The sequence below is a fragment of the Mesorhizobium sp. B3-1-6 genome (assembly GCF_006439555.1).
Lineage (GTDB): Bacteria > Pseudomonadota > Alphaproteobacteria > Rhizobiales > Rhizobiaceae > Mesorhizobium.
In genome coordinates, this window is the sequence record NZ_VFTM01000002.1 from 1 (window position 1) to 18,044 (window position 18,044).

27 protein-coding genes are annotated in these 18,044 nt (G+C 63.8%); 8 read left to right on the plus strand and 19 right to left on the minus strand.

From position 1 onward, the window contains the following. Nucleotides 1-110: 110 nt before the first annotated feature. The gene (locus FJ414_RS02155; RefSeq protein WP_140640874.1) at nucleotides 111-2,207 is read left to right on the plus strand and encodes an EAL domain-containing protein; all 2,097 of its coding nucleotides are present in this window, start codon (nucleotides 111-113) and stop codon (nucleotides 2,205-2,207) included. A gap of 24 nt (nucleotides 2,208-2,231) precedes the next feature. On the opposite strand, the gene FJ414_RS02160 is transcribed toward FJ414_RS02155, so the two are convergent. Both FJ414_RS02160 and FJ414_RS02165 read right to left on the minus strand, forming a co-directional pair. Beyond that, nucleotides 2,232-2,534 carry an AzlD family protein gene (locus tag FJ414_RS02160; protein WP_140640876.1) on the minus strand — a complete coding sequence of 101 codons (303 nt, stop codon included), beginning with the start codon at nucleotides 2,532-2,534 and terminating at the stop codon, nucleotides 2,232-2,234. Then, complete coding sequence (locus tag FJ414_RS02165; RefSeq protein WP_140640878.1) at nucleotides 2,531-3,274, minus strand: AzlC family ABC transporter permease; 744 nt, start codon at nucleotides 3,272-3,274, stop codon at nucleotides 2,531-2,533. The genes FJ414_RS02160 and FJ414_RS02165 overlap by 4 nt, the downstream gene beginning before the upstream one ends. A gap of 169 nt (nucleotides 3,275-3,443) precedes the next feature. Between FJ414_RS02165 and FJ414_RS02170 the strand changes: the two genes are divergently transcribed. Beyond that, nucleotides 3,444-3,902, plus strand: a complete 459-nt coding sequence (locus tag FJ414_RS02170; RefSeq protein WP_140640880.1) for an Lrp/AsnC family transcriptional regulator — start codon at nucleotides 3,444-3,446, stop codon at nucleotides 3,900-3,902. Between the two features lie 50 nt (nucleotides 3,903-3,952). On the opposite strand, the gene FJ414_RS02175 is transcribed toward FJ414_RS02170, so the two are convergent. The 5 genes from FJ414_RS02175 to FJ414_RS31315 form a co-directional block, all read right to left on the minus strand. Beyond that, nucleotides 3,953-4,270, minus strand: coding sequence for a plasmid stabilization protein (locus tag FJ414_RS02175; protein ID WP_140640882.1), 318 nt, complete (start codon nucleotides 4,268-4,270; stop codon nucleotides 3,953-3,955). A 35-nt stretch (nucleotides 4,271-4,305) separates the two neighbouring features. After that, nucleotides 4,306-4,503: a hypothetical protein gene (locus tag FJ414_RS02180; RefSeq protein ID WP_140640884.1), complete on the minus strand. Its 198-nt coding sequence runs from the start codon at nucleotides 4,501-4,503 to the stop codon at nucleotides 4,306-4,308. Nucleotides 4,504-4,528: 25 nt separating this feature from the next. Then, a complete protein-coding gene (locus tag FJ414_RS02185; protein WP_140640886.1) occupies nucleotides 4,529-4,747 on the minus strand; it encodes a hypothetical protein in 219 nt (72 codons plus the stop codon). 27 nt (nucleotides 4,748-4,774) lie between these two features. Further along, the gene (locus FJ414_RS02190) at nucleotides 4,775-5,269 is read right to left on the minus strand and encodes a hypothetical protein (RefSeq protein WP_140640888.1); all 495 of its coding nucleotides are present in this window, start codon (nucleotides 5,267-5,269) and stop codon (nucleotides 4,775-4,777) included. Nucleotides 5,270-5,438: 169 nt separating this feature from the next. After that, complete coding sequence (locus FJ414_RS31315; RefSeq protein ID WP_082056318.1) at nucleotides 5,439-5,540, minus strand: KGG domain-containing protein; 102 nt, start codon at nucleotides 5,538-5,540, stop codon at nucleotides 5,439-5,441. Nucleotides 5,541-5,981: 441 nt separating this feature from the next. Between FJ414_RS31315 and FJ414_RS02200 the strand changes: the two genes are divergently transcribed. Beyond that, the gene (locus tag FJ414_RS02200) at nucleotides 5,982-6,206 is read left to right on the plus strand and encodes a hypothetical protein (RefSeq protein ID WP_140640890.1); all 225 of its coding nucleotides are present in this window, start codon (nucleotides 5,982-5,984) and stop codon (nucleotides 6,204-6,206) included. A 75-nt stretch (nucleotides 6,207-6,281) separates the two neighbouring features. Here the strand turns inward: FJ414_RS02200 and FJ414_RS02205 are convergent, their stop codons facing one another. Continuing rightward, on the minus strand, nucleotides 6,282-7,175 hold the full coding sequence (locus FJ414_RS02205; RefSeq protein WP_140640892.1) for an alpha/beta hydrolase: 894 nt from the start codon (nucleotides 7,173-7,175) through the stop codon (nucleotides 6,282-6,284). A 40-nt stretch (nucleotides 7,176-7,215) separates the two neighbouring features. Next, the gene (locus FJ414_RS02210) at nucleotides 7,216-7,446 is read right to left on the minus strand and encodes a hypothetical protein (protein ID WP_140640894.1); all 231 of its coding nucleotides are present in this window, start codon (nucleotides 7,444-7,446) and stop codon (nucleotides 7,216-7,218) included. Between the two features lie 164 nt (nucleotides 7,447-7,610). Here FJ414_RS02210 and FJ414_RS02215 point away from each other — a divergent pair, with 164 nt between their 5' ends. Then, nucleotides 7,611-8,330 carry a Crp/Fnr family transcriptional regulator gene (locus tag FJ414_RS02215; protein ID WP_140640895.1) on the plus strand — a complete coding sequence of 240 codons (720 nt, stop codon included), beginning with the start codon at nucleotides 7,611-7,613 and terminating at the stop codon, nucleotides 8,328-8,330. A gap of 4 nt (nucleotides 8,331-8,334) precedes the next feature. On the opposite strand, the gene FJ414_RS02220 is transcribed toward FJ414_RS02215, so the two are convergent. After that, complete coding sequence (locus FJ414_RS02220) at nucleotides 8,335-8,634, minus strand: DUF982 domain-containing protein (RefSeq protein ID WP_140640897.1); 300 nt, start codon at nucleotides 8,632-8,634, stop codon at nucleotides 8,335-8,337. A 208-nt stretch (nucleotides 8,635-8,842) separates the two neighbouring features. Then, complete coding sequence (locus FJ414_RS31320) at nucleotides 8,843-9,019, minus strand: hypothetical protein (protein WP_181181498.1); 177 nt, start codon at nucleotides 9,017-9,019, stop codon at nucleotides 8,843-8,845. A gap of 160 nt (nucleotides 9,020-9,179) precedes the next feature. On the opposite strand from FJ414_RS31320, the gene FJ414_RS02225 reads away from it, so the two are divergent. Both FJ414_RS02225 and FJ414_RS02230 read left to right on the plus strand, forming a co-directional pair. Then, entirely contained in the window at nucleotides 9,180-10,199 is a 1,020-nt protein-coding gene (locus FJ414_RS02225; RefSeq protein ID WP_140640899.1) for an SDR family oxidoreductase, read from the plus strand. Nucleotides 10,200-10,216: 17 nt separating this feature from the next. Beyond that, entirely contained in the window at nucleotides 10,217-10,522 is a 306-nt protein-coding gene (locus tag FJ414_RS02230; RefSeq protein ID WP_140640901.1) for a hypothetical protein, read from the plus strand. Nucleotides 10,523-10,537: 15 nt separating this feature from the next. On the opposite strand, the gene FJ414_RS02235 is transcribed toward FJ414_RS02230, so the two are convergent. Both FJ414_RS02235 and FJ414_RS02240 read right to left on the minus strand, forming a co-directional pair. After that, nucleotides 10,538-10,723, minus strand: a complete 186-nt coding sequence (locus FJ414_RS02235; RefSeq protein ID WP_140640903.1) for a hypothetical protein — start codon at nucleotides 10,721-10,723, stop codon at nucleotides 10,538-10,540. Nucleotides 10,724-10,804: 81 nt separating this feature from the next. Next, nucleotides 10,805-11,395: an NAD(P)H-dependent oxidoreductase gene (locus tag FJ414_RS02240; RefSeq protein WP_181181499.1), complete on the minus strand. Its 591-nt coding sequence runs from the start codon at nucleotides 11,393-11,395 to the stop codon at nucleotides 10,805-10,807. Nucleotides 11,396-11,663: 268 nt separating this feature from the next. Between FJ414_RS02240 and FJ414_RS02245 the strand changes: the two genes are divergently transcribed. Continuing rightward, nucleotides 11,664-12,767 (plus strand): flavodoxin family protein, encoded by a 1,104-nt coding sequence (locus FJ414_RS02245; protein ID WP_140640907.1) that lies wholly within the window; start codon nucleotides 11,664-11,666, stop codon nucleotides 12,765-12,767. A gap of 7 nt (nucleotides 12,768-12,774) precedes the next feature. Then, complete coding sequence (locus FJ414_RS02250; RefSeq protein ID WP_140640909.1) at nucleotides 12,775-13,836, plus strand: YihY/virulence factor BrkB family protein; 1,062 nt, start codon at nucleotides 12,775-12,777, stop codon at nucleotides 13,834-13,836. Between the two features lie 16 nt (nucleotides 13,837-13,852). Here the strand turns inward: FJ414_RS02250 and FJ414_RS02255 are convergent, their stop codons facing one another. From FJ414_RS02255 to FJ414_RS02280, 6 genes are all read right to left on the minus strand, one after another. Further along, complete coding sequence (locus tag FJ414_RS02255) at nucleotides 13,853-14,065, minus strand: hypothetical protein (RefSeq protein ID WP_140640911.1); 213 nt, start codon at nucleotides 14,063-14,065, stop codon at nucleotides 13,853-13,855. Nucleotides 14,066-14,577: 512 nt separating this feature from the next. Next, entirely contained in the window at nucleotides 14,578-14,775 is a 198-nt protein-coding gene (locus tag FJ414_RS02260; RefSeq protein ID WP_140640913.1) for a hypothetical protein, read from the minus strand. 70 nt (nucleotides 14,776-14,845) lie between these two features. After that, nucleotides 14,846-15,133 carry a DUF982 domain-containing protein gene (locus FJ414_RS02265; protein ID WP_140640915.1) on the minus strand — a complete coding sequence of 96 codons (288 nt, stop codon included), beginning with the start codon at nucleotides 15,131-15,133 and terminating at the stop codon, nucleotides 14,846-14,848. A gap of 28 nt (nucleotides 15,134-15,161) precedes the next feature. Then, nucleotides 15,162-15,464 carry a DUF982 domain-containing protein gene (locus tag FJ414_RS02270; RefSeq protein ID WP_140640917.1) on the minus strand — a complete coding sequence of 101 codons (303 nt, stop codon included), beginning with the start codon at nucleotides 15,462-15,464 and terminating at the stop codon, nucleotides 15,162-15,164. Nucleotides 15,465-15,781: 317 nt separating this feature from the next. After that, the gene (locus tag FJ414_RS02275) at nucleotides 15,782-16,294 is read right to left on the minus strand and encodes a ferritin-like domain-containing protein (protein ID WP_140640919.1); all 513 of its coding nucleotides are present in this window, start codon (nucleotides 16,292-16,294) and stop codon (nucleotides 15,782-15,784) included. Nucleotides 16,295-16,450: 156 nt separating this feature from the next. Beyond that, nucleotides 16,451-17,758, minus strand: coding sequence for an Nramp family divalent metal transporter (locus FJ414_RS02280; RefSeq protein ID WP_140640921.1), 1,308 nt, complete (start codon nucleotides 17,756-17,758; stop codon nucleotides 16,451-16,453). Nucleotides 17,759-18,044: the final 286 nt, after the last annotated feature.

Sequence of the window (18,044 nt, forward strand, 5' to 3'; positions counted from 1 at the left end):
CCTGCCGGCCATCTCCCCCACAAGGGGGGAGATTGGCTGAAGAACCCCCGGTAACTCTTTCTTCTCTGCTTTCATGCAGTATTGCTGCGACGGGACGGCAAGAACAAAGAATGGCGGACGACGACAAACGCAACGGCAAGTTCTGGGCGCAGGCGCTCGACCGGGCTCATCTCGGCTTGTGGGACTGGAATCTGTCGACCGGCGATTGCTATTATTCGCCGACCTGGTCGAAGATGCTGGGCTACGAGGCGAACGAACTCGCCAACACGCCCGATCTCTGGCTGAAGCTCACCCATCCCGACGACCGCCAGCGCGCGCAGGAGAGCGGCGACCGGCACATTGCGGGCATCGTCGATTCCATCGAAACCGAGCTGCGCCTGCGTCATAAGGATGGCCATTGGGTCTGGGTGCTCGACCGCGGCGGCATTGTCGAGCGCGACGCCGACGGCAAGCCGCTCAGGCTGATGGGCGTGCAGACCGACATCACCCGGCAGAAAGAGGCCGAGGCGGCGCTCGAGCAGGTCAATGTCCGCTTCCGTCTCGCGCTTGCCGCCAGCGGCACCGGCATCTGGCACCACGATATCGGCACCAGGAAAAGCTATTGGGACGCGCGCACGCGCGAGATATTCGGCCTCGTTGCCGATACCGATGAGGTGACGGCCGACCTGTGGCACACCTATCTTCATCCCGACGACAAGGACGCCACCGAACGGGCCCACCAGATCGAGCCCGGCTCTAGCAGCGTCGTCGCCTCGCAATACCGGATCGTCCTTCGTGACGGCGAAGTCCGCCATATCGAGTCGCTGGTGCGTTTCATTGCCGGCGTCGGCTCGGCCGGTCAGATTTTGGGTACGGTTCGCGACATCACCGAGGAGAAGAGGCGCGCCGAGGAGCTTGCCTTCGCCGCGCGTCACGACGCCCTGACCGGGCTGCTCAACCGTTCGGCCTTCGACCGGCTGCTTGCCGAGAACATCGCCATGGCCGGGCGGCTGCCGCTTGCCGTGTTCTATGTCGACCTCGACTACTTCAAGGCGCTCAACGACTATGCCGGTCATGCCGCCGGAGACCTGGCGCTGAAGAGCGTCGCGGCTGGCATCCTCGCCAGCCTGCCCGCGTCGGCGCAGGCGGCCCGCCTCGGCGGCGACGAATTCGCGCTGCTGGTGCCGAACTGCAATGACGCCTGTGCCGAGCACCTTGCCCGCGCGGTGCTCGCCGCGGTGCGCAACGCCGATCTTGGCTCTGCCATCACCTCGCGCAGGCTTGCCGCCAGCATCGGCATCGCCTTCGTGCGCGACCGCAACATGACGGTGGCCGACGCGCTCGCCTGCGCCGACGATGCCTGCTACGCCGCCAAGGCCGGCGGTCGGGACCGCTTCGCGGTGTTTTCGCCTGAAACGACGTCGGGCGCCGGCGGCCTCAACGCCGCGCGGCTGGCCGCCGACCTGGTCGATGCGATGGAGGACGGCCGGCTGAAGCTGTTCGGCCAGGAGATCCACCGGCTCGGCCAGCCATGGGAAGACAGCCGCCACGTCGAGGTGCTGGCCAGGCTCGAGGCCCGCAACGGCAAGATGATCCCGCCCGGCGATTTCATGCCGGTCGCCGAACGCTTCGGCCTTGCCGCCCGGCTCGACCGCTGGATCATCCGCGCCGCGCTGACGCGCCACGGCGAGGCGATGCGCGCGGGCGCCATCTCGCTCGACTTCAACCTGTCGGCGCAGACGCTTTCCGATCCGCAGCTCTGGGATTTCGTCGACGAGGCCATCGCCGACAGTGGCGCGCCGGCGTCGGCCATCGGCTTCGAGATCACCGAGACCGCCGCCGTCACCAATTTCGATGCCGCGGCGGAGTTCGTGCGCAAGGCGAGGCTCCGCCATTGCCGCGTCAGCCTTGATGATTTCGGCGCCGGCATGAGCTCGTTCGAATATCTCAGGCGCTTTCCCATCGACGCCATCAAGATCGATGGTTCCTTCGTCGAGCACATCGCCGAAAGCCGCTTCGACCGTGAGATCGTTTCGGCGATCACCGGCATCGCCCGCTCGATGGGCGCCGCGGTGGTGGCGGAAAAGATCGAGGAGAAAAACGCGCTGGAGATTCTCATGGGCATGGGCGTCGCCTATGGCCAGGGCTATTTCCTGCACCGCCCCGAGCCGCTGGAAGCGATCGTGGCAAGGGCGACCGGCGGCGCGCGGGGGATGCGGGCTGGCTAAGCGTCTCCTCCGTCGGGGGAGAGATCAGCCACCCATCAGCCACTTCAGCACGCCCGCCGAAGCCACCCCGATCACCACGGTCGGCAGCATCGACAGCCTCGTCGCGGCAAACACGGTTATGGCCAGCGCGGCGAGGTCGGCCCGGTTCCTCGAGACGAAGTCCGGCGCGATCACCGAGATCAGCACGCAGCCGGGCGCGGCCTCCATCACCGCCGTGGCGCGCGGGCCGAGCGTGCGGTTCCTCAGCACCACATAGCCGCCGATGCGGGTGAGGTACGTCACGCCGGCCATCGCCAGGATGGCGAGCACGGTCATCGGATCGATCATCTCTCACCTGCCAGGAACCACGCGGCCACCAGGCCGGACAGCGCGCCGGCCGCCACGTACCAGGCGCCGGGGACGACAAGATAGACGAGCGCCGCCACCACCAGGCTGACCAGCCAGGGCCGCGCCGCGGCAACGCCCTTCCACATGCCGCGAAGCAGCACCAGGAAGACGGCCGGGAAGGCCATTGCAAAGCCGTATGTTTCGACGTCGCCAAGCACCGGCCCGAGTGCCGCGCCGCAAGTCGTGAACGCCACCCAGGCGAGGTAGAAGGGCAGGCCGGCGCCCAGATAGAAAGGCAGGCTGAAGGCCGGCCGCAGGCCGGCGGCGGCGCGGCGCTGTGCATCGGCCAGGCCCACGGCCCAGCTCTCGTCGCACATCAGAAACAGCGCCGGAAGAACCTGTCGCTTCGGCAAATGCTTGATGAACGGCGCAAGTGCGGCGCCCATCAGGAAATGCCGGCTGTTGACCAGGAAGGTGATGGCGGCGATCAGCAGGATATGCGGCGGCGAGGCCCAGAGCTGGATGGCCGCGAATTCCGAGCCGCCGGCGAAGTTGAGCCCGGTCATCAGCGGCACCTCGACGACGCCGAGGCTTTTCTGCGAGGCCTGCGCGCCAAGCACCAGCGCGTAGGGGATGATGCCGAGCAGCACCGGCGTCGAGGCGGCGAGCCCGCGCCGGAACTCGGCGCCGCGTCCATCGGTGCTTTGGCCCTCGGCGAGGGCGATCTCGGAAATGCTCATGGCTTTGCCTGCGGCTGGCCTTGCGGCCGCCGTTCTCCCGCTCGGTTGTCGGTTATCGGTTGCCCGACCATAGCCGAAACGCCCGGCAATCGGGTTGCGAAGATACGCCGCTTCTGCAAATATTTGGCAGCAGATGGCGTATTTTGATCAAAAGTTGGAATTTGACACCATGAAGCTGGATGAGATCGACAGGCGCATCCTGCGCGCCTTGCAGCGCGACGGGCGCATGGCCAACAACGATCTAGCCAGGGAGGTAGGCCTTTCGCCGTCGCCCTGCCTGCGCCGCGTCAAGCTCTTGGAGGAGGCCGGCGTCATCGATCGCTATGTCGCGGTTCTCAATCCGGCTAAGATCGGCCGCGGCCAGACCTTCTTCACCCGCATCTGGCTGAAGCAGCAGGACGAAGACACGATCGAGCATTTCGCCGCCGAGGTGGCGAAATTCCCGGAAGTGATGGAGTGCTACCTGATGCTGGGCGATTGCGACGCCATGGTGCGGATCGTCGCCGCCGGCATCGACGACTACCGCCGCTTCCAGTCGGAGCATCTGAGCCGCATCAAGGGCGTGCAGAATGTCAAGACGGATGTGCCCAGCCAGACGATCAAGCAGACCTCGGAGATGCCACTGTAGGGCATTCTCCTTCTCCCTTGGGGGACCCACAAGGAGAGAAGGGAAAGTCCTCAATGATGCGCGTGGCTGTCATTCCGCTTGCGCGTCGCCGCCGCCTTTTTCGCCGAAGCCGATCTGTCCGCCGCGGAGCGCTCGCCGGAGGCCTTGCCGCCCGTCCTGCCGCCCTTGTGCGCGGCCGGATTGCCGGTGTGCTTGCCGCGGCCGGAGCCGCCTTCCTTCTTGCCGCCGGCGTCGTCCTTGTTGACGGTCGCCCAGGCGCGCCGCTCGGCTTCCTTTTCGGACACGCCGCGCTTTTCATAGCCTTCGGCGATATGGTCGGCCTTGCGTTCCTGCTTGTCGGAGTATTTCGATTTGTCGCCACGTGGCATTTGCTTGCTCCTTGTTGCACTGAGTGAAATCGGCCTCAGGAACCTTTCTTCTTAGCGACGTCGCCGAGGTCGGACCGTTCTGGATCCTTGTTGTTCTCGCCGGCCGCGTCGCGGTTCTTGTCGGGATCGTCCTTCGGCCTCAGATAGCCCGGTGGGCGGTTGCCCTTCGGGCCCTCCCAGCGCGGCCATTGCTCGGTCGTTCCGGGCCGTCCCGGATGTGGTTCGTTGCTCATGGTCTGCCTCGCTTTCGTAGGAGGGTCAGCCCTCCGCCTTCATGGTCCGTGCGATCTCGAGCAGCTTGTCGCGGTCGTGCCCGTGCTCGCGGATCAACTCCCGAGCCTGCTTCGGCGAAAGATCGGTGTGCTCCGCCAGGAAGCGCACATCGGGATCGTCGCCGCCCTTGGTCGGCAAATTGCCGGTCGCGGGCGCATCGGCGGCGCCCGGCCGGTTCGGTATATTGTTGTTCGCCTGGGTCATCTCAGGCCTCCTTCGATTTCCGCCGTATCAGGTCGCCGTCTGGGACTGCCTGCGGCGTGCTTGCTTCTTGCGGCGCAGCACCTCGTCGGTGCCGACGATGTCCTTCGAGCCGCCGGTGATCGCGGTCGAGACCACGGCCGGCGGATCGCTTGCCGGAAAGGAGTCCTCAAGGCCGGACTGCAACTGCTCTTCCAGCGTGTCCGGATCTTCCGAACGACCTTCGGCGCGGCGTCCGTCGATCTCTTCCAGATCTTGCTTGGCGTCGGGATGCCCGCGCACATTGCGCAGCGTCGACACGATGAGCTCGACAGCGAATTCCTTCATCTCCTCGCCCTGCGGCGCGGCGACGTCGGTCTCCTCGATCAGCCGCACCAGCGATTGTTCGAGCTTGTCCAGTTCGCGTATCCCCTGGCAGAGCGCCAGTTTCTGCGCCAGCGAATGAATCAGCAAAGGACCGAAGATCGAATAGGCCTGCATGCGGGTCTCGTCGACGCGTTCGGGGTGAAGTGTATGCAAGGACATTGGTGCCTCCATGTAACGCCCTGCGGCGACGGCTTCGCTTGAGGCGGCCGGCCCTTAAGGGAACTGGAGGAAGGGGAAGAGGTTCCATCCCGGGCTGGAAGTCGCGGAACAGCTGGAAGTCGCGGGACACGAAAATGGCGTCCGCGTTTCGCGAACGCCATTTTGAAACTCAGCGCTGACCGCCCTTGCGGCCGGCCTCGGAGGCGCGCTGGCGGTCTTCGGCGAAGTTGCCGCTGCCACCTCGATGCTGGCCGGCGCTGCGCTGACCCATGTTGCGGTCCTCCGCCTGCTGCTGCCCGCTGCCGCGATGCTGGTCTTCGCGGTTCTTGTGGCTCTGCTGGCCGGCCTTGACGTGCTGTTCGTGGGTTCCGCCTTGATTGGGCATATCGAATTCTCCGTTGTTTCGGATTTTTCTTGAGGGTGAATTCAAGGACGCGTCCAACATCCCTGAGTAAGGAGAACAGGCGCCGGCAACCGATGTTCCGGCCGAAACATTTCGTGACTCGGTCAGACTGAAGTCCGATCCGGCCCGCGCATTGGGCCGGCCTGTGCAACCAAATCTCTTTTTGCGAATTGGTGAGCGGCCGACGAAAAAGCCCCCTCCATCGCCGGCCATCATGGTGTCCGCCGGTCGCCCCCCGCGCAATTCCGGCGGACACCAATATCCATAAACAAGAAAGCCGCGCAGTCGGCTTCGGAGCGAGACGACGTTTTGACCTATATCTCTGCAAAGCCCGCTCGGCAGGATGCCGAAAGCCTGCCTGCCAACGACAACCAGCGTACCACCCGTGCCGATCTCTCGTTCCTCGATGTCATCAACGACGAGAACGAGGTCGCCGACATTGCCAGGCGCGCGGAGCGCCTCGGCCATGCCGCGCTCATTGCAATGGCAATCGGCCTGGCGGCCCTGCCGTTGCTCTACCTGATGCTGATGTGAGCCAGGCCGGCCGGCCGCTTGGCCGGCCGGCACCATCTCCGGGAAAGAGCCTCTCCTCTTCCGGAGAAGAAGGCGTCATCTTCCAGAGAAGAAGGCGTCGAGCGTGGCCGCCGTTTCGATCGGCGACTCCTCCGGAAAGAAGTGGCCGCCGGGCATCGCTCCGCCGCTGGCATCGTCGGCCCAGTTCCGCCATATGCCCAGCGGTCCGTCTTCGTCCCGATACCATTCTGCCAGCGCCCCATGCTCGCTCCACAGCGCCAGCACGGGGCAGGATATACGCCGGCCGGCCTCCCGGTCCGCATGGTCGTGCACACGGTCGAGCGAAGCCGCGGCGCGATACTCTTCGCAGATGGCGTGGATATGCGCCGGATCGCGCAGGGCATCGACATAAGCTTGCCGCACGCCGGGCGGGAACGCGTCGGCTGCGGATCCCCAGCCGGAAAGCGCATTGTCGACGATTGCTTCGCCCGCCGCCGCCAGTATCGTCTCCGGCAGCGGCTCGGGCTGCGCCAGCAGCGACCACGGCCAAAAGCTTAGCGCGAGTCTCGCATCCGCCCGGTCCCAGGCCTCCGCGGTAGGGATGATGTCGAGCACGGCGAGCTTCTCGACGCGGTCCGGATGATCGAGCGTCAGCCGGTAGGCGACGCGTCCGCCGCGATCATGGCCGGCGACCAGGAAGCGTTTGAAGCCGAGTTCTTCCATAAGCACGACCATGTCGGCGGCCATGGCGCGCTTGCCGTAGGGCGCGTGGTCGGCGGCCGATGGCGGGCAGGAGCTCTGCCCATAGCCGCGCAGATCGGCACAGACGACGGTGAAATCCCGCGCCAGGCTCGGCGCCACGTCGCGCCACATCACATGCGTCTCGGGAAAGCCGTGCAGCAGAAGCAGGCCGGCCCCACTGCCTGCTTGGCGGGCGAAGATGCGCGCCTCGCCAGTGTCGATTTCCAATGCCTCAAAATCGGCGAACATGCTTGCCTCCTGCGGGATGCGGCGCTGAGGGCCGAACGCCTCAGGTCCAGGTCGAGTCCAGGGTCAGCGACGCCTCGAAGATCTGCGCCTTCTCGGTGCGCAGCTTCACGGTGATCTTCAACTGTTCGGTCCCGGGCGCCTCGTCGCGGGCGATGTCCTGCAGGATGCGCAACGCCTCAAGGCGGGCGCGCTCGCGGTTGGCAAAAAGCTGCCCCTGGTCGTCAACCTGGCCATGCTCGGCGTTATACAGGTCAAAATAATAGCGTTCCATCGATGAAGCACTCCAGGCGGTTCGCAAGTTCAATCCCTGGCCGCGATCATGGTTCCAAGCGGTTGATCCTGAGGGGAAATCCGCAGCGCGCCCGCCCTTGCTGCGCGGCCGCCCGCAACCGGTCCAGCCCTGCGGCGTTAGCTGTTGCGAATGGAGAACCCCGAATGCTGGAATCGCTCTACCTCAACCTCGGCCAGCATGACGCCCTGTCGGAAGAAGAGAAGGCGCTGCTCGTCGGCGCGATGTCGCTCGAACGATATGTCGCCGCCGGCGAGGATATCGCCACCGAAGGCACGCGGCCGACCTACAGCACGCTGATCATCGACGGGCTCGCCGCCCGTTACAAGGTGCTGGAGGATGGCGGTCGGCAGTTCACCTCACTGCAGGTCGCGGGCGATTTCGTCGACCTGCACGCTTTCCTGCTGAAGACGATGGATCACGGCATCATGGCGCTTTCGCCATGCCATGTGCTTGCCGCCGAGCATGGCAAGCTGAAGACGATCACCGAGCAGGCGCCGCACCTCACCCGGCTGTTGTGGCTCGACACGCTGGTCGATGGCGCCATTCACCGCGAGTGGATCGTGGCCATGGGGCGGCGCTCCAAGACCTCCCATCTCGCGCATCTGATATGCGAGCTCTTCGTCAGGCTGCAGGTGGTGAAAAAGACCCGCGAGATGAGCTTCCATCTGCCGCTCTCACAGGCCGAACTCGCCGACGTGCTCGGCCTCTCCGTCGTCCATATGAACCGCGTCATCGGCACCCTGCGCCGCATGAACGTGATCAACTGGACAAGCCATATGGTCACGATCCTCGACTGGGAGCGGCTGGTTACGATCGCCGAATTCGATCCAACCTATCTCAGCATGACGCGCGAGCCGAGATAGGCATCTAGCTGGGCGGGGTCTTGGAGCGCGACCACAACTGGTCCAGCATGGTGAGCGCAGCACTCGGCTGGGCCGGTCTCAGCAGGCCTTGCTGCGCGGCGACCTTCTTGAAGGCGGCAAAGGCGATGGCCGGACGGCAGGTGCCTGCGATCGCGTCGTCCACCAGCCGGGCCGCTTCGAGATAGGCTGGCGCCTCCTTGTTCTTCCATGTGCCTCCGAGCGCCTTCTTGGCCTCCGCGACGGTGGTGACCACCATCGTGCCGCCATTGACGAAGCGTATGGTGAGGGGCAGGAAACGGCTCATCGGTCGTTCACCACCCGAACCATTCGCGCGTCCGCCAGGCAAGGCCGGCGAAGGGAGCGGCCGTGATCATGACGGCGGCGAGAATAAAAAGCGGGCTGTTCATAGACAAGGATTTCATGTTTCACCGTAAAAATTTCGGATGGCGATAAACGATGACTCCGCCAGTCGGTTGCATCCGGCCGGCCAGTTCGAGGCTACAAATCTGAGCCTACATATTGCTCGCGGGCCGGGCCGGCGGCGCCGGCCGGTGCGGCGGACGCGGGCGCGGCCTGAGCGGCACATCCGCCAGCGAGGCGCGGATCACCCTGACCGGGATTGGCGGCGCTGCGGCACGCCGGCGCAGCATTGCGACCGAGAGGCTGCCGATGAGAGTTCGAACGTCCATGGGACTCCTCCTGAAGAGTCCCCCCAATGACGAAGGGTTAGCACCGCGGCCGGGCGGCCGCATTTAACTTTGATGTATGCCTACGCGTCTCGGCGAGGTGCGACGAACCGGGGCCAACCTTTTCCGTTGGCATGCGTTGTCCTCTGAAAAGGAGACCACCATGCCGACCACCAGCCGAACGAAAACCGACACGGCCAAAAAATCATCCGCCGGCAAGAAGACAGATACGGCCAAGACCGCGCGCAGGCAGCGCGGCGTCCAGCGCAGGGTCGATGCCACGGACCGCAGCAAGCCGAAGCCGAAAGCCCCGGGCGCCATGCAGGCCGGCGCCCGCAGATATCCCACGCCGCCTTTCCCAAGGCAGCATCACCCCAAGCCCGGCGAGGAATGGGCGATCGAACCGGCGCCGCTCTATGACGCGCCGTTCTGGCAAGGGTCGGGCAAGCTCAAGGACAAGGTCGCGCTGGTTACCGGCGGCGATTCCGGCATCGGCCGCGCCGTGGCCGTGTTGTTCGCACGCGAGGGCGCCGATGTCGCCATCGTCTATCTCAGCGAGGACCGTGACGCCAAGGCGACGAAGCAAGCGGTCGAGGCGGAGGGCAGGCGTTGCATCACTTTGCGCGGCGACGTGGCCAAACGTGTCTTCTGCCGCAAGGCGGTGGATGAGACGGTCAAGGCCTTCGGCAGGCTGGACGTGCTGGTCAACAACGCGGCTTTCCAGGTTCACTCGGCCGATTTCGCCGATCTCACCGAAGCGCATTTCGACACCACGCTGAAGACCAATCTCTACGGCTATTTCCACATGGCGCAGGAAGCCGTGCCGCACATGAAACCGGGTTCGGCGATCGTCAACACCGGGTCGGTCACCGGCATCGAAGGGTCGAAGGAACTGGTCGACTATTCGATGACCAAGGGCGGCATCCACGCCTTCACCCGCGCGCTTTCCGGCAACCTTATCGGCAAAGGCATCCGCGTCAACGCGGTGGCGCCGGGTCCAGTCTGGACGCCGCTCAATCCGTCCGAGAAGGAAGCGGAGGACGTTTCGCAATTCGGCGCCAAGACGCCGATGAAGCGGCCCGCTCAGCCGGAGGAGATCGCGCCGGCGTATGTGTTCCTGGCCTCGCCGCAATGTTCGAGCTACATCACCGGCGAAATCCTGCCGATCATCGGGGGTTACTGACCCATGAGGAGGATCTCATGAAAAAAGCGCTTCTCATTGCGGCTCTGACCCTGATCCCGGCCCTGCCGGCGGCGGCCCAGACCGCCGCGCAACCGAAGGACCAGCAGGCGCAGAACTGCCAGGCCAAGCCCGATGCCAACGACCAGCAGCAAAAACAGAAGCAGCAGGCCGATACGGATGAACTGTCGAAACAGCTCGGCAATTGCGGCGGCGTGCTGAAGCCGCCCCCGACCGGCGACAAGAACGCGACGCCGCCCCCGCCGACAGGCAGCGACATGCCGGTGATCAAGCCGGGCGAAGTTCCGCCGCAGACGGGTCAATGAAACCCGCATCCAAGGTCAGTGCTTGCGCTTCTCGTCCGCCGCCGGCTTGACGGCCGGCGAGCCTTGGGCTTCGCGCATTATCTGTAATGCCTCGTCGCGGGTGAGGCCGCATTTGCGGGCAAAATAAGCCGCTTCACTGATCTCGGCCGGGGAGGCCGCCGCAATCTCGGAAGGAGCTTGCCTGTCTTTCTTCTTGGCCATCGGCTCACCGCGCCATGAATCACTTAGTCAGCTAAATATATATCCATTGTCCCTCATTGCAAATTCCGGAGACGGACCCGCTCAAAATCGTTCGAACCGCCGCTCCACATTGCGGGCGAATTTTGCCCGCTCCTCGCGAGTAATGTTCTCCACCGAATATTTAGCCAGATAGAGGTGTTTCTCCGTGCGTCCGCACATGGATTTCAAGCCGCGCAAAAGCACCTTTCTGCCCGGGTCCTGCATATAGAGCCTGGTGTACCACCATGGCGAGCCGAAGGTGGTGACCACGCCCATCCGGTGGATGTTCAGAAGCGCCGGTTTGATCGTGCCGCCATCCGTCGATAGTTCGAAGGCAACGCCCGGCCGCCACACGCGGTCGAAATATCCCTTGAGAACAGCGGGCATACCCGACCACCAGGTCGGGAAGCAGAACACGCACGCTTCCGCCCATTGCAGTGCGTCGATGTAGACCTGCAGATCCGCCGGCGCGGGCGACGGACCGGCGTGCCCCTTCAACTCATCGACCCGCATGACGGGGTCGAATTTCATGGCATAGAGATCGAAGTCGACGACCTCGTCGCCCCTGGCCTTCAGGATCTCCACGACGCGCCGGTGCAGCGACGCCAGGTAGCTGTCCTGCGCCGGATGCGCGTAGACGACATTGACCTTCATCGCATGGCCCCCGCGCCTCTGATCCCGGCCTGAGGCTAGTTGAACGCCATTGCTTTGCCTAGGCTTGAGCATTGGTCGTACGCGGCCACTCATCGATAGGTGGCCGGAACCATCGCGCCGGCACCGGGTTGTGTTCAGCGGGCCGCGTCAGCCGGACCCGGTGGCAAAGAGAATACGGCTTGGTTTCTCCGGCTTCACGCCCTGGCCAACGAAAAGGCAGTCGAGCTCTTATCCCACCCGGCCCGCTCCGTATTGGCTTGGGCAGCAAATGGCAGAACAGACACAATCCGACAAAGCCGCCATAGAACCGCGCAAGGGCATGCCAAGCCCGCGCCTCGGCGAGGCGGAATTCAAACAGCGCTACAGGAAATTGTTCTACGACCCGGCCTTCGAGGCGGAAGCTGACGCCATCGGCCGGCTGGCCCAGATCGCCTGGCGGGCCTATAGCGACGAACGCAAGAGTCCGGTGACCCGGAAGGCGGGGCAGGGCTTCCACGACCCCGGCTACGACCTTTCGGTCGAATGGATCGCCGCGCATGATGCGGTCGAGGCCGCGCAGCGCCGGCACGAGGATAAGGCCGCGCCCTCGCGCATCCTGATCATCAACGGCTCGTCGCGCAGCGAGCATACCTGTCCGGGCGAGATGTCGAAGAGCTTTCGCCTGGTCGAGTTGGCGCGACGCGCCATTGCCGACAAGCAGGGCTTTTCGGTCGAGGTGCTCGATTTGGCGCGGCTCGCTTCGGAATACGGCCGCAAGATCTACCCCTGCAAGGCATGCTTCTCGACAGCGGCGCCCCTCTGCCACTGGCCGTGCTCGTGCTATCCGAACCACTCTCTCGGCCAGGTGCAGGACTGGATGAACGACATCTATCCGCTGTGGGTCGAAGCGCATGGGGTGATGATTGTCACGCCCGTCAACTGGTACCAGACGTCATCGCCGCTGAAGTTGATGATGGACCGGCTGGTCTGCGCCGATGGGGGCAATCCTGACCCGACGCTGACGCAGGGCAAGGGTGCAGAGCTTGCCAAAAAGGTGGAGCTGGCCGGCTGGGACTATCCGCGCCATCTCGCGGGCCGGCTGTTTTCGGTCGTGGTCCATGGCGACACCGAAGGCGCCGCCAATGTACGGCACGCGCTCGCCGACTGGCTGCGTTCGATGAAGCTCGACGCGATCGGTGAGGTGGCTGAGCTCGACCGTTATATCGGCTACTGGAAGCCCTATGCGAACAGCCACGACGAGCTCGACGCCGACAAGGACATCCAGGCCGAAGTGATCAACGCCGCTTTGGCCCTGGCCGAAGCAGTCGGGAAGCGTCGGGCAGGCGACTTTCCCACTATCGGCGCCCGGTTCGAGGATCCGCGTCAGAAGTGAGGGGAAGATGCCGCGCTGGCTCGACGAAGGCTGGATACTGCTGAAGGAAAGCGTCACCGGCTATATCGATGACAATGCGCTGAGCCATGGCGCGGCGATCGCTTTCTACGCCACCACGTCGCTGGCGCCGATCCTTTTGATCGTCGTGGCGATCGCCGGTGTCGCCATCGGCAATGATGCGGCCCAGATCGCGCTGTCGGCCGAGATTTCGGGCGTGATGGGGCCGCAAAGCGCCGACCTTCTGAAGGCCACTGTTGAGAGCGCCGCGCAGCGCTGGTCGAGCACGCTTGCCACGCTCATCGGACTGGTGACGCTTTTCGTCACCGCGTCGGGCGTCTTCGGCGAGATGCAGCAGTCGCTCAACGAAATCTGGAAGGTGAAGCCCAATGGCGTGTCGCTGTCGCGCCTTGTGCGGGCGAGGGCGGCGAGCCTCGGTCTCGTCGCGGCGCTCGGCTTCCTGCTGCTGGTATCGCTGGCGGCAAGCACGGCGATCTCGGCGCTGGGCGAATTGATCAACCGGCGCCTGCCGTTCGGTGGCGTGATCGTCAGCGGCGTCAACACGATCGTCTCTTTTGTCCTGATCGCGCTGCTTTTCGCCGCGATCTACAAGGTCCTGCCGGACCGCACGCTCAAATGGCGCGATGTCGGCATCGGCGCCGTGGTGACCGCGCTGCTTTTCACCATCGGCAAATCGCTGATCGGCTGGTATATCGGCACCAGCGCCATCGCCACCTCCTACGGTGCCGCCGGCGCGCTGATGGTCGTTTTGGTATGGGTCTACTACTCGGCGCAGATTTTTCTCTTCGGTGCCGAGATCACGCGCGCCTATTCGGTGCGCCGCGGCAGCCGGCGCGACCTCGCGCCGGTCATGGCGGACGCAAACGACCGGGCTGCGCAGCGCCATGCCGAACAAGTAGCCAAACCCGAGGCGGCGATGCCGGCCAGCGCTGGCACAGTCAGCAGGGAGGCCCCTCGGTCACCGGCATTCGGCGGCGAGATCGTCGCATGGATTGTCCTCAGCAGCTTGATCACTCTGCTTGTCACACGGGTCCTGCGCCGCGAAGGCTGATACCAACCTCGGACGCTTACCGCCGTTCTTCCTGACGTTTCTCGATTTCGTAGGATAGCCAGCGGCAGAACATGCCGATAACCGAGGTAGCGGCTCCGCCGAGCAGGCAAGCGATCAGCAACGGACTTTTCGATGCGCTGTCCCAGCTGACGATCGCCAGCAGCGTCACGCTCAGCGTGGAAATCAAATACCCTGTACCCTTGAGCAGATGAAGCGACGATCTGGTCATGCTGGCCCGCCTTGCAATGGAACTGACAACCCTGATCGAGGTTCCATTTACCCGATGTTCCACCACGACAGCTGCTGCATTAGGAGGCATCTAAGGGCGGTCGGGTGTAAACGCTTGTTGGCCTGCCGCTGGTTCTCGACAGGGCGGCGGGCTGGGACTCCGGACTCGCCCCTCAGCCCAACCGAATTTGCTCGTAGCTCAGGCGGGGCGTCATTGACCCCAGGCCAGCTATCGGCGGAACTCGAAAGCTGGGCCGGCAACAACCGACGTGCCGGGTAGCCGGCCGGGCGAGCCCTGCAGCCTCACGCCGACGAGGCGGATTCTTGTGGGACGACTTGACGAAGACTTGAGTCCCTTCATCGTCAGCTGTTTGAACGCCCACCATCCGCGATTGGTGGGCGCCCGTTCGAAGACAGGTCATCCAGTTCAAGGGACGAGACTGGATGACATGCTGCACCGCATATCAGGTGGCCGTAGTTTGGCATACGCGATATTCGCTGCTCGCGGTCCTGCTAGCTTTCGGCACGTGCATTGAGGCGCTTTGCCGCAAGATACATCACTGCCGACGCGGCACGGTTCCTGTCCCAGCCCGCAGCTTCCGCCTGTGCCAGCAGGCCATCGAGAGAGCCAGCCAACGCCTCTTGGCAATCGCTGTCGTATCGGGCGGCGTTTACCTCATGAACGGGTTTTCTAATGGCGAGTTCTGCCATCGAAGGTTCCTCATCATCTATCCAGGTTTGGTGCGAGGCGCCCCGACAATGGTCGTGGGCGCCCCGATCGTCATTGATGATGTGACGGCTGGGCTCTTCCGATGGCGGGAGGGATTGCTCCGTCCTCGACCAGGATATCCTTCCTGCGCGCGAACGCGGCGAAAACGCCTCGCGCGGTTTCCGCGTCGACGTCGCCAACCAAGGCCGCCTTACAGGCGCGGATCGCCGCTTTCTGCTCCGGGCTATTGCCGCACCAGTCGATCGCGAACTGATAGGCATCGACGACGGTGTTTAGTTGCCGGGGAAAGCCCAGTCCGACCCAAACGCGAAGGGGTTTCTCGAAAGGTTTGGAAAGCATCGCGAACTCCCATATAACCGCGATGCTTTCAAGCAGTCAGTCCGCCGCCGCGGCCGCCTTTGCCGGTCATCCATGGCAAGGGGACGCTCACGTCCTCGAGAATTTTGACCGACTTTGCGAAACCGCGAAAGGCATCTCTGGCGGCAGTCAGCGGATAGCCGCTGTCGAATGCCCGCTGGCAGGCACGAAGGGCCGTTTCAAATATGGTTCCGCGCCTGTTCCTGGGCCACGCGTAGAGAAACTCCAGGGCATCTTCCAGGCACGCGATTTCCTGGATGAGGCTGTTTTCGGTCTTCACGAAAACAGGGCTGTCGAATATCCGATCGTTCATAAGGTCCTCCAATCGAACGAACAATTGAGTTTAGGCGAAGGCTTGGGACCGACAGAGGCCAAGCCCAGCGGCGATATGGGTTTGTGGGTTTTGACCGTCAAGAGCTTCCCGGTCGCTACAAGAACCGGCGCGCCAATTCTGTTACCCGCAACGGCTTTATCGGTCCTGCAACTCGGCGTGATCGTTGGGTGTCGTGGGCAAGGGCGGTCGCCATTCGATTGAAAGTGGGTCCAACAAGCAGCAGCGAGCCCCGGCAATCTGCCGGGGCTCGCTGGAAGCTGGACCAAGGGAAAGCTGCGCCCGGGCGCGGATCGTCGCTACGCGGCTTCAGCCGCGACATTGACCGCGGATTCGGCGAGCTGGGTGAGCGCTGCGTCCGTTTCTTTTTCTTCGTTCAGCGTCTTGTCGAGCAGGGTGACGGCTTCGGTCAGGCCGAGCTCCTGCGCCCAGGTCCTCAGCGTGCCGTAGCGCGAAATCTCATAGTGCTCGACGGCTTGAGCAGCGGCCAGCAGACCTGCGTCGAGCGACGGAGATCCCTTGTACTCGTCCATGATCTCGGCGCCTTCCTCGGTGATGCCCATAATGGCGGCACACGTCTTGCCCGCCGGCTTCTTGTCGATCACCTCGAAGACTTCCTCGAGACGCGCGACATGTTCTTCGGTCTGGTCGCGATGTTTTTCGAACGCGGCCTTCAGCGCGTCATCCTGTGCCGCCTTGGCCATCTTCGGCAGCGTGGCGAGAATCTTCTTCTCGGCGAAATAGATGTCCTTCAGCGTGTCGTGGAAAAGTTCGTTCAGGCCCTTGTTCGAGGCCGCCTTCGTCGTCGCCATATCTGCATCTCCTGGTGAGGTTGGATCATCAACAACACGGCCTGACTGAACTTGTTCCAGAAAGAAATTCATGCGGGGCCCCGCCCAAAACATCATTTGTTATTGACCTGGCTCTGGTATGGAAACGGGCCGGCGGTAAGGCGGTTCGCAGCCCATCTATAGGAACCACTGCGCCACGAGCCCCACCGACGAGGCTGCCATTGTCAACGTCGATAGCCAGCCAAGCGCCCGCAGCCAGCCTTGCAAAGGGAGCTCCCCCATCACGTCCTTGCGGCCGGCCATCAGCATCATGACGATCATCACGGGAACGGCGCATATGCCATTGATGATGGCGCTCCAGTAAAGCGCCTTGATCGGGTCTATCGGTGTGAACATGATCCCGGTGCCAAGAGCGGTCGCGGCGGCGAGCGTCGCGTAGAACGCCACGGCTTCCTTCGGCTTGCGCTGCAGCCCGACCGGCCAGCGCAACGCTTCGCCGACGGCGAAAGCCGCTGACCCAGCCAGCACCGGCACAGCCAGAAGCCCGGTGCCCATAATTCCCATCGAGAAAATAATGAAGGCGAATTTTCCGGCCGCCGGCTCCAGCGCCTTTGCCGCGTCGGTGGACGAAGCAATGTCCGTCACCCCTGCCTTGTGGAGGGTGGCGGCCGTAGTGAAGATAATCGCGATGGCGATCAGATTCGAAAAGGCCATTCCGACCAGCGTATCGGCGCGTATCCGCCGGAAGGCTCTGGGCGCCTGCCACGGCGCCCACCTCAGCGGCTTGGCGGTTGGCTTGAGCTCTTCCTCTTCAACCTCCTGCGAGGCTTGCCAGAAGAACAGATAAGGCGAGATCGTCGTGCCGAGGATTGCCAGCAGCGTGGTGAAGAAGGCGCCGCTCCATTCGATGTGCGGGATGAACAGCCCTTTGGCCGCGTCCGCCCAAGGCACATTCGCGGCGAACATCGCGGCAACATAGGCGAACAGGCTCAAGGTGGTCCATTTGAGGACTTTCACATAGCGGGTGTAGTCGAGGAAGACGATCGCGCCGATACAGACGATCGCGAAAGCGATCACATAGAGCGGGCTCGGCCCGCCGACGAGCAGCTTCAATGCATCTGCCATGGCGCTGAGATCGGCGCCGATATTGATGACGTTGGCGAGGAACAGCAGCATGACGACCGCGTAAAGCAGCGAGGCCGGATAGTGCCGGCTGAGATTGCCGGAAATACCTTCGCCCGTGGTTCGCCCGATACGGGCGGCGATCTCCTGGATCGCGGCCATCAGCGGGAAGGTGAACAGCATGACCCAGCCGATGTTGAAGCCGAGCTGGGCGCCGGCCTGGCTGTAAGTTCCGATACCGGACGGATCGTCGTCGGACGCGCCGGTAATGAAGCCTGGCCCGATCGTGCGGAGGAACCGCTGGAACGGGCCCTTTGCCGGCGTGTTGCTTTGTTCTCCCTCGACGGAACCGACCTCGGTCATTGCCGGCCTTTCCAGCCTCGCTCAAGCGGGAAAGAAGCGGCTGTCGGGGCGACGGGCTGCGCAAGAGGCTGGGTGAGGCTGTTCCACATAAAATGAGCACCGGCTAATGAAGGCATGATGTAACCGGCGGACATGACGTCGGTTCCACCGGGACCGCCACCTTGGCATCGCGGCCACACGGTGATCATCAACATTTGTTTGGCCAGCCGGCATTTGCGTCGGCGCCGCAGCGTCGCCGCGCAGCGTGACCTCGACCCCGAGCGCCTTTCGGGCAGCCTCGAACGGC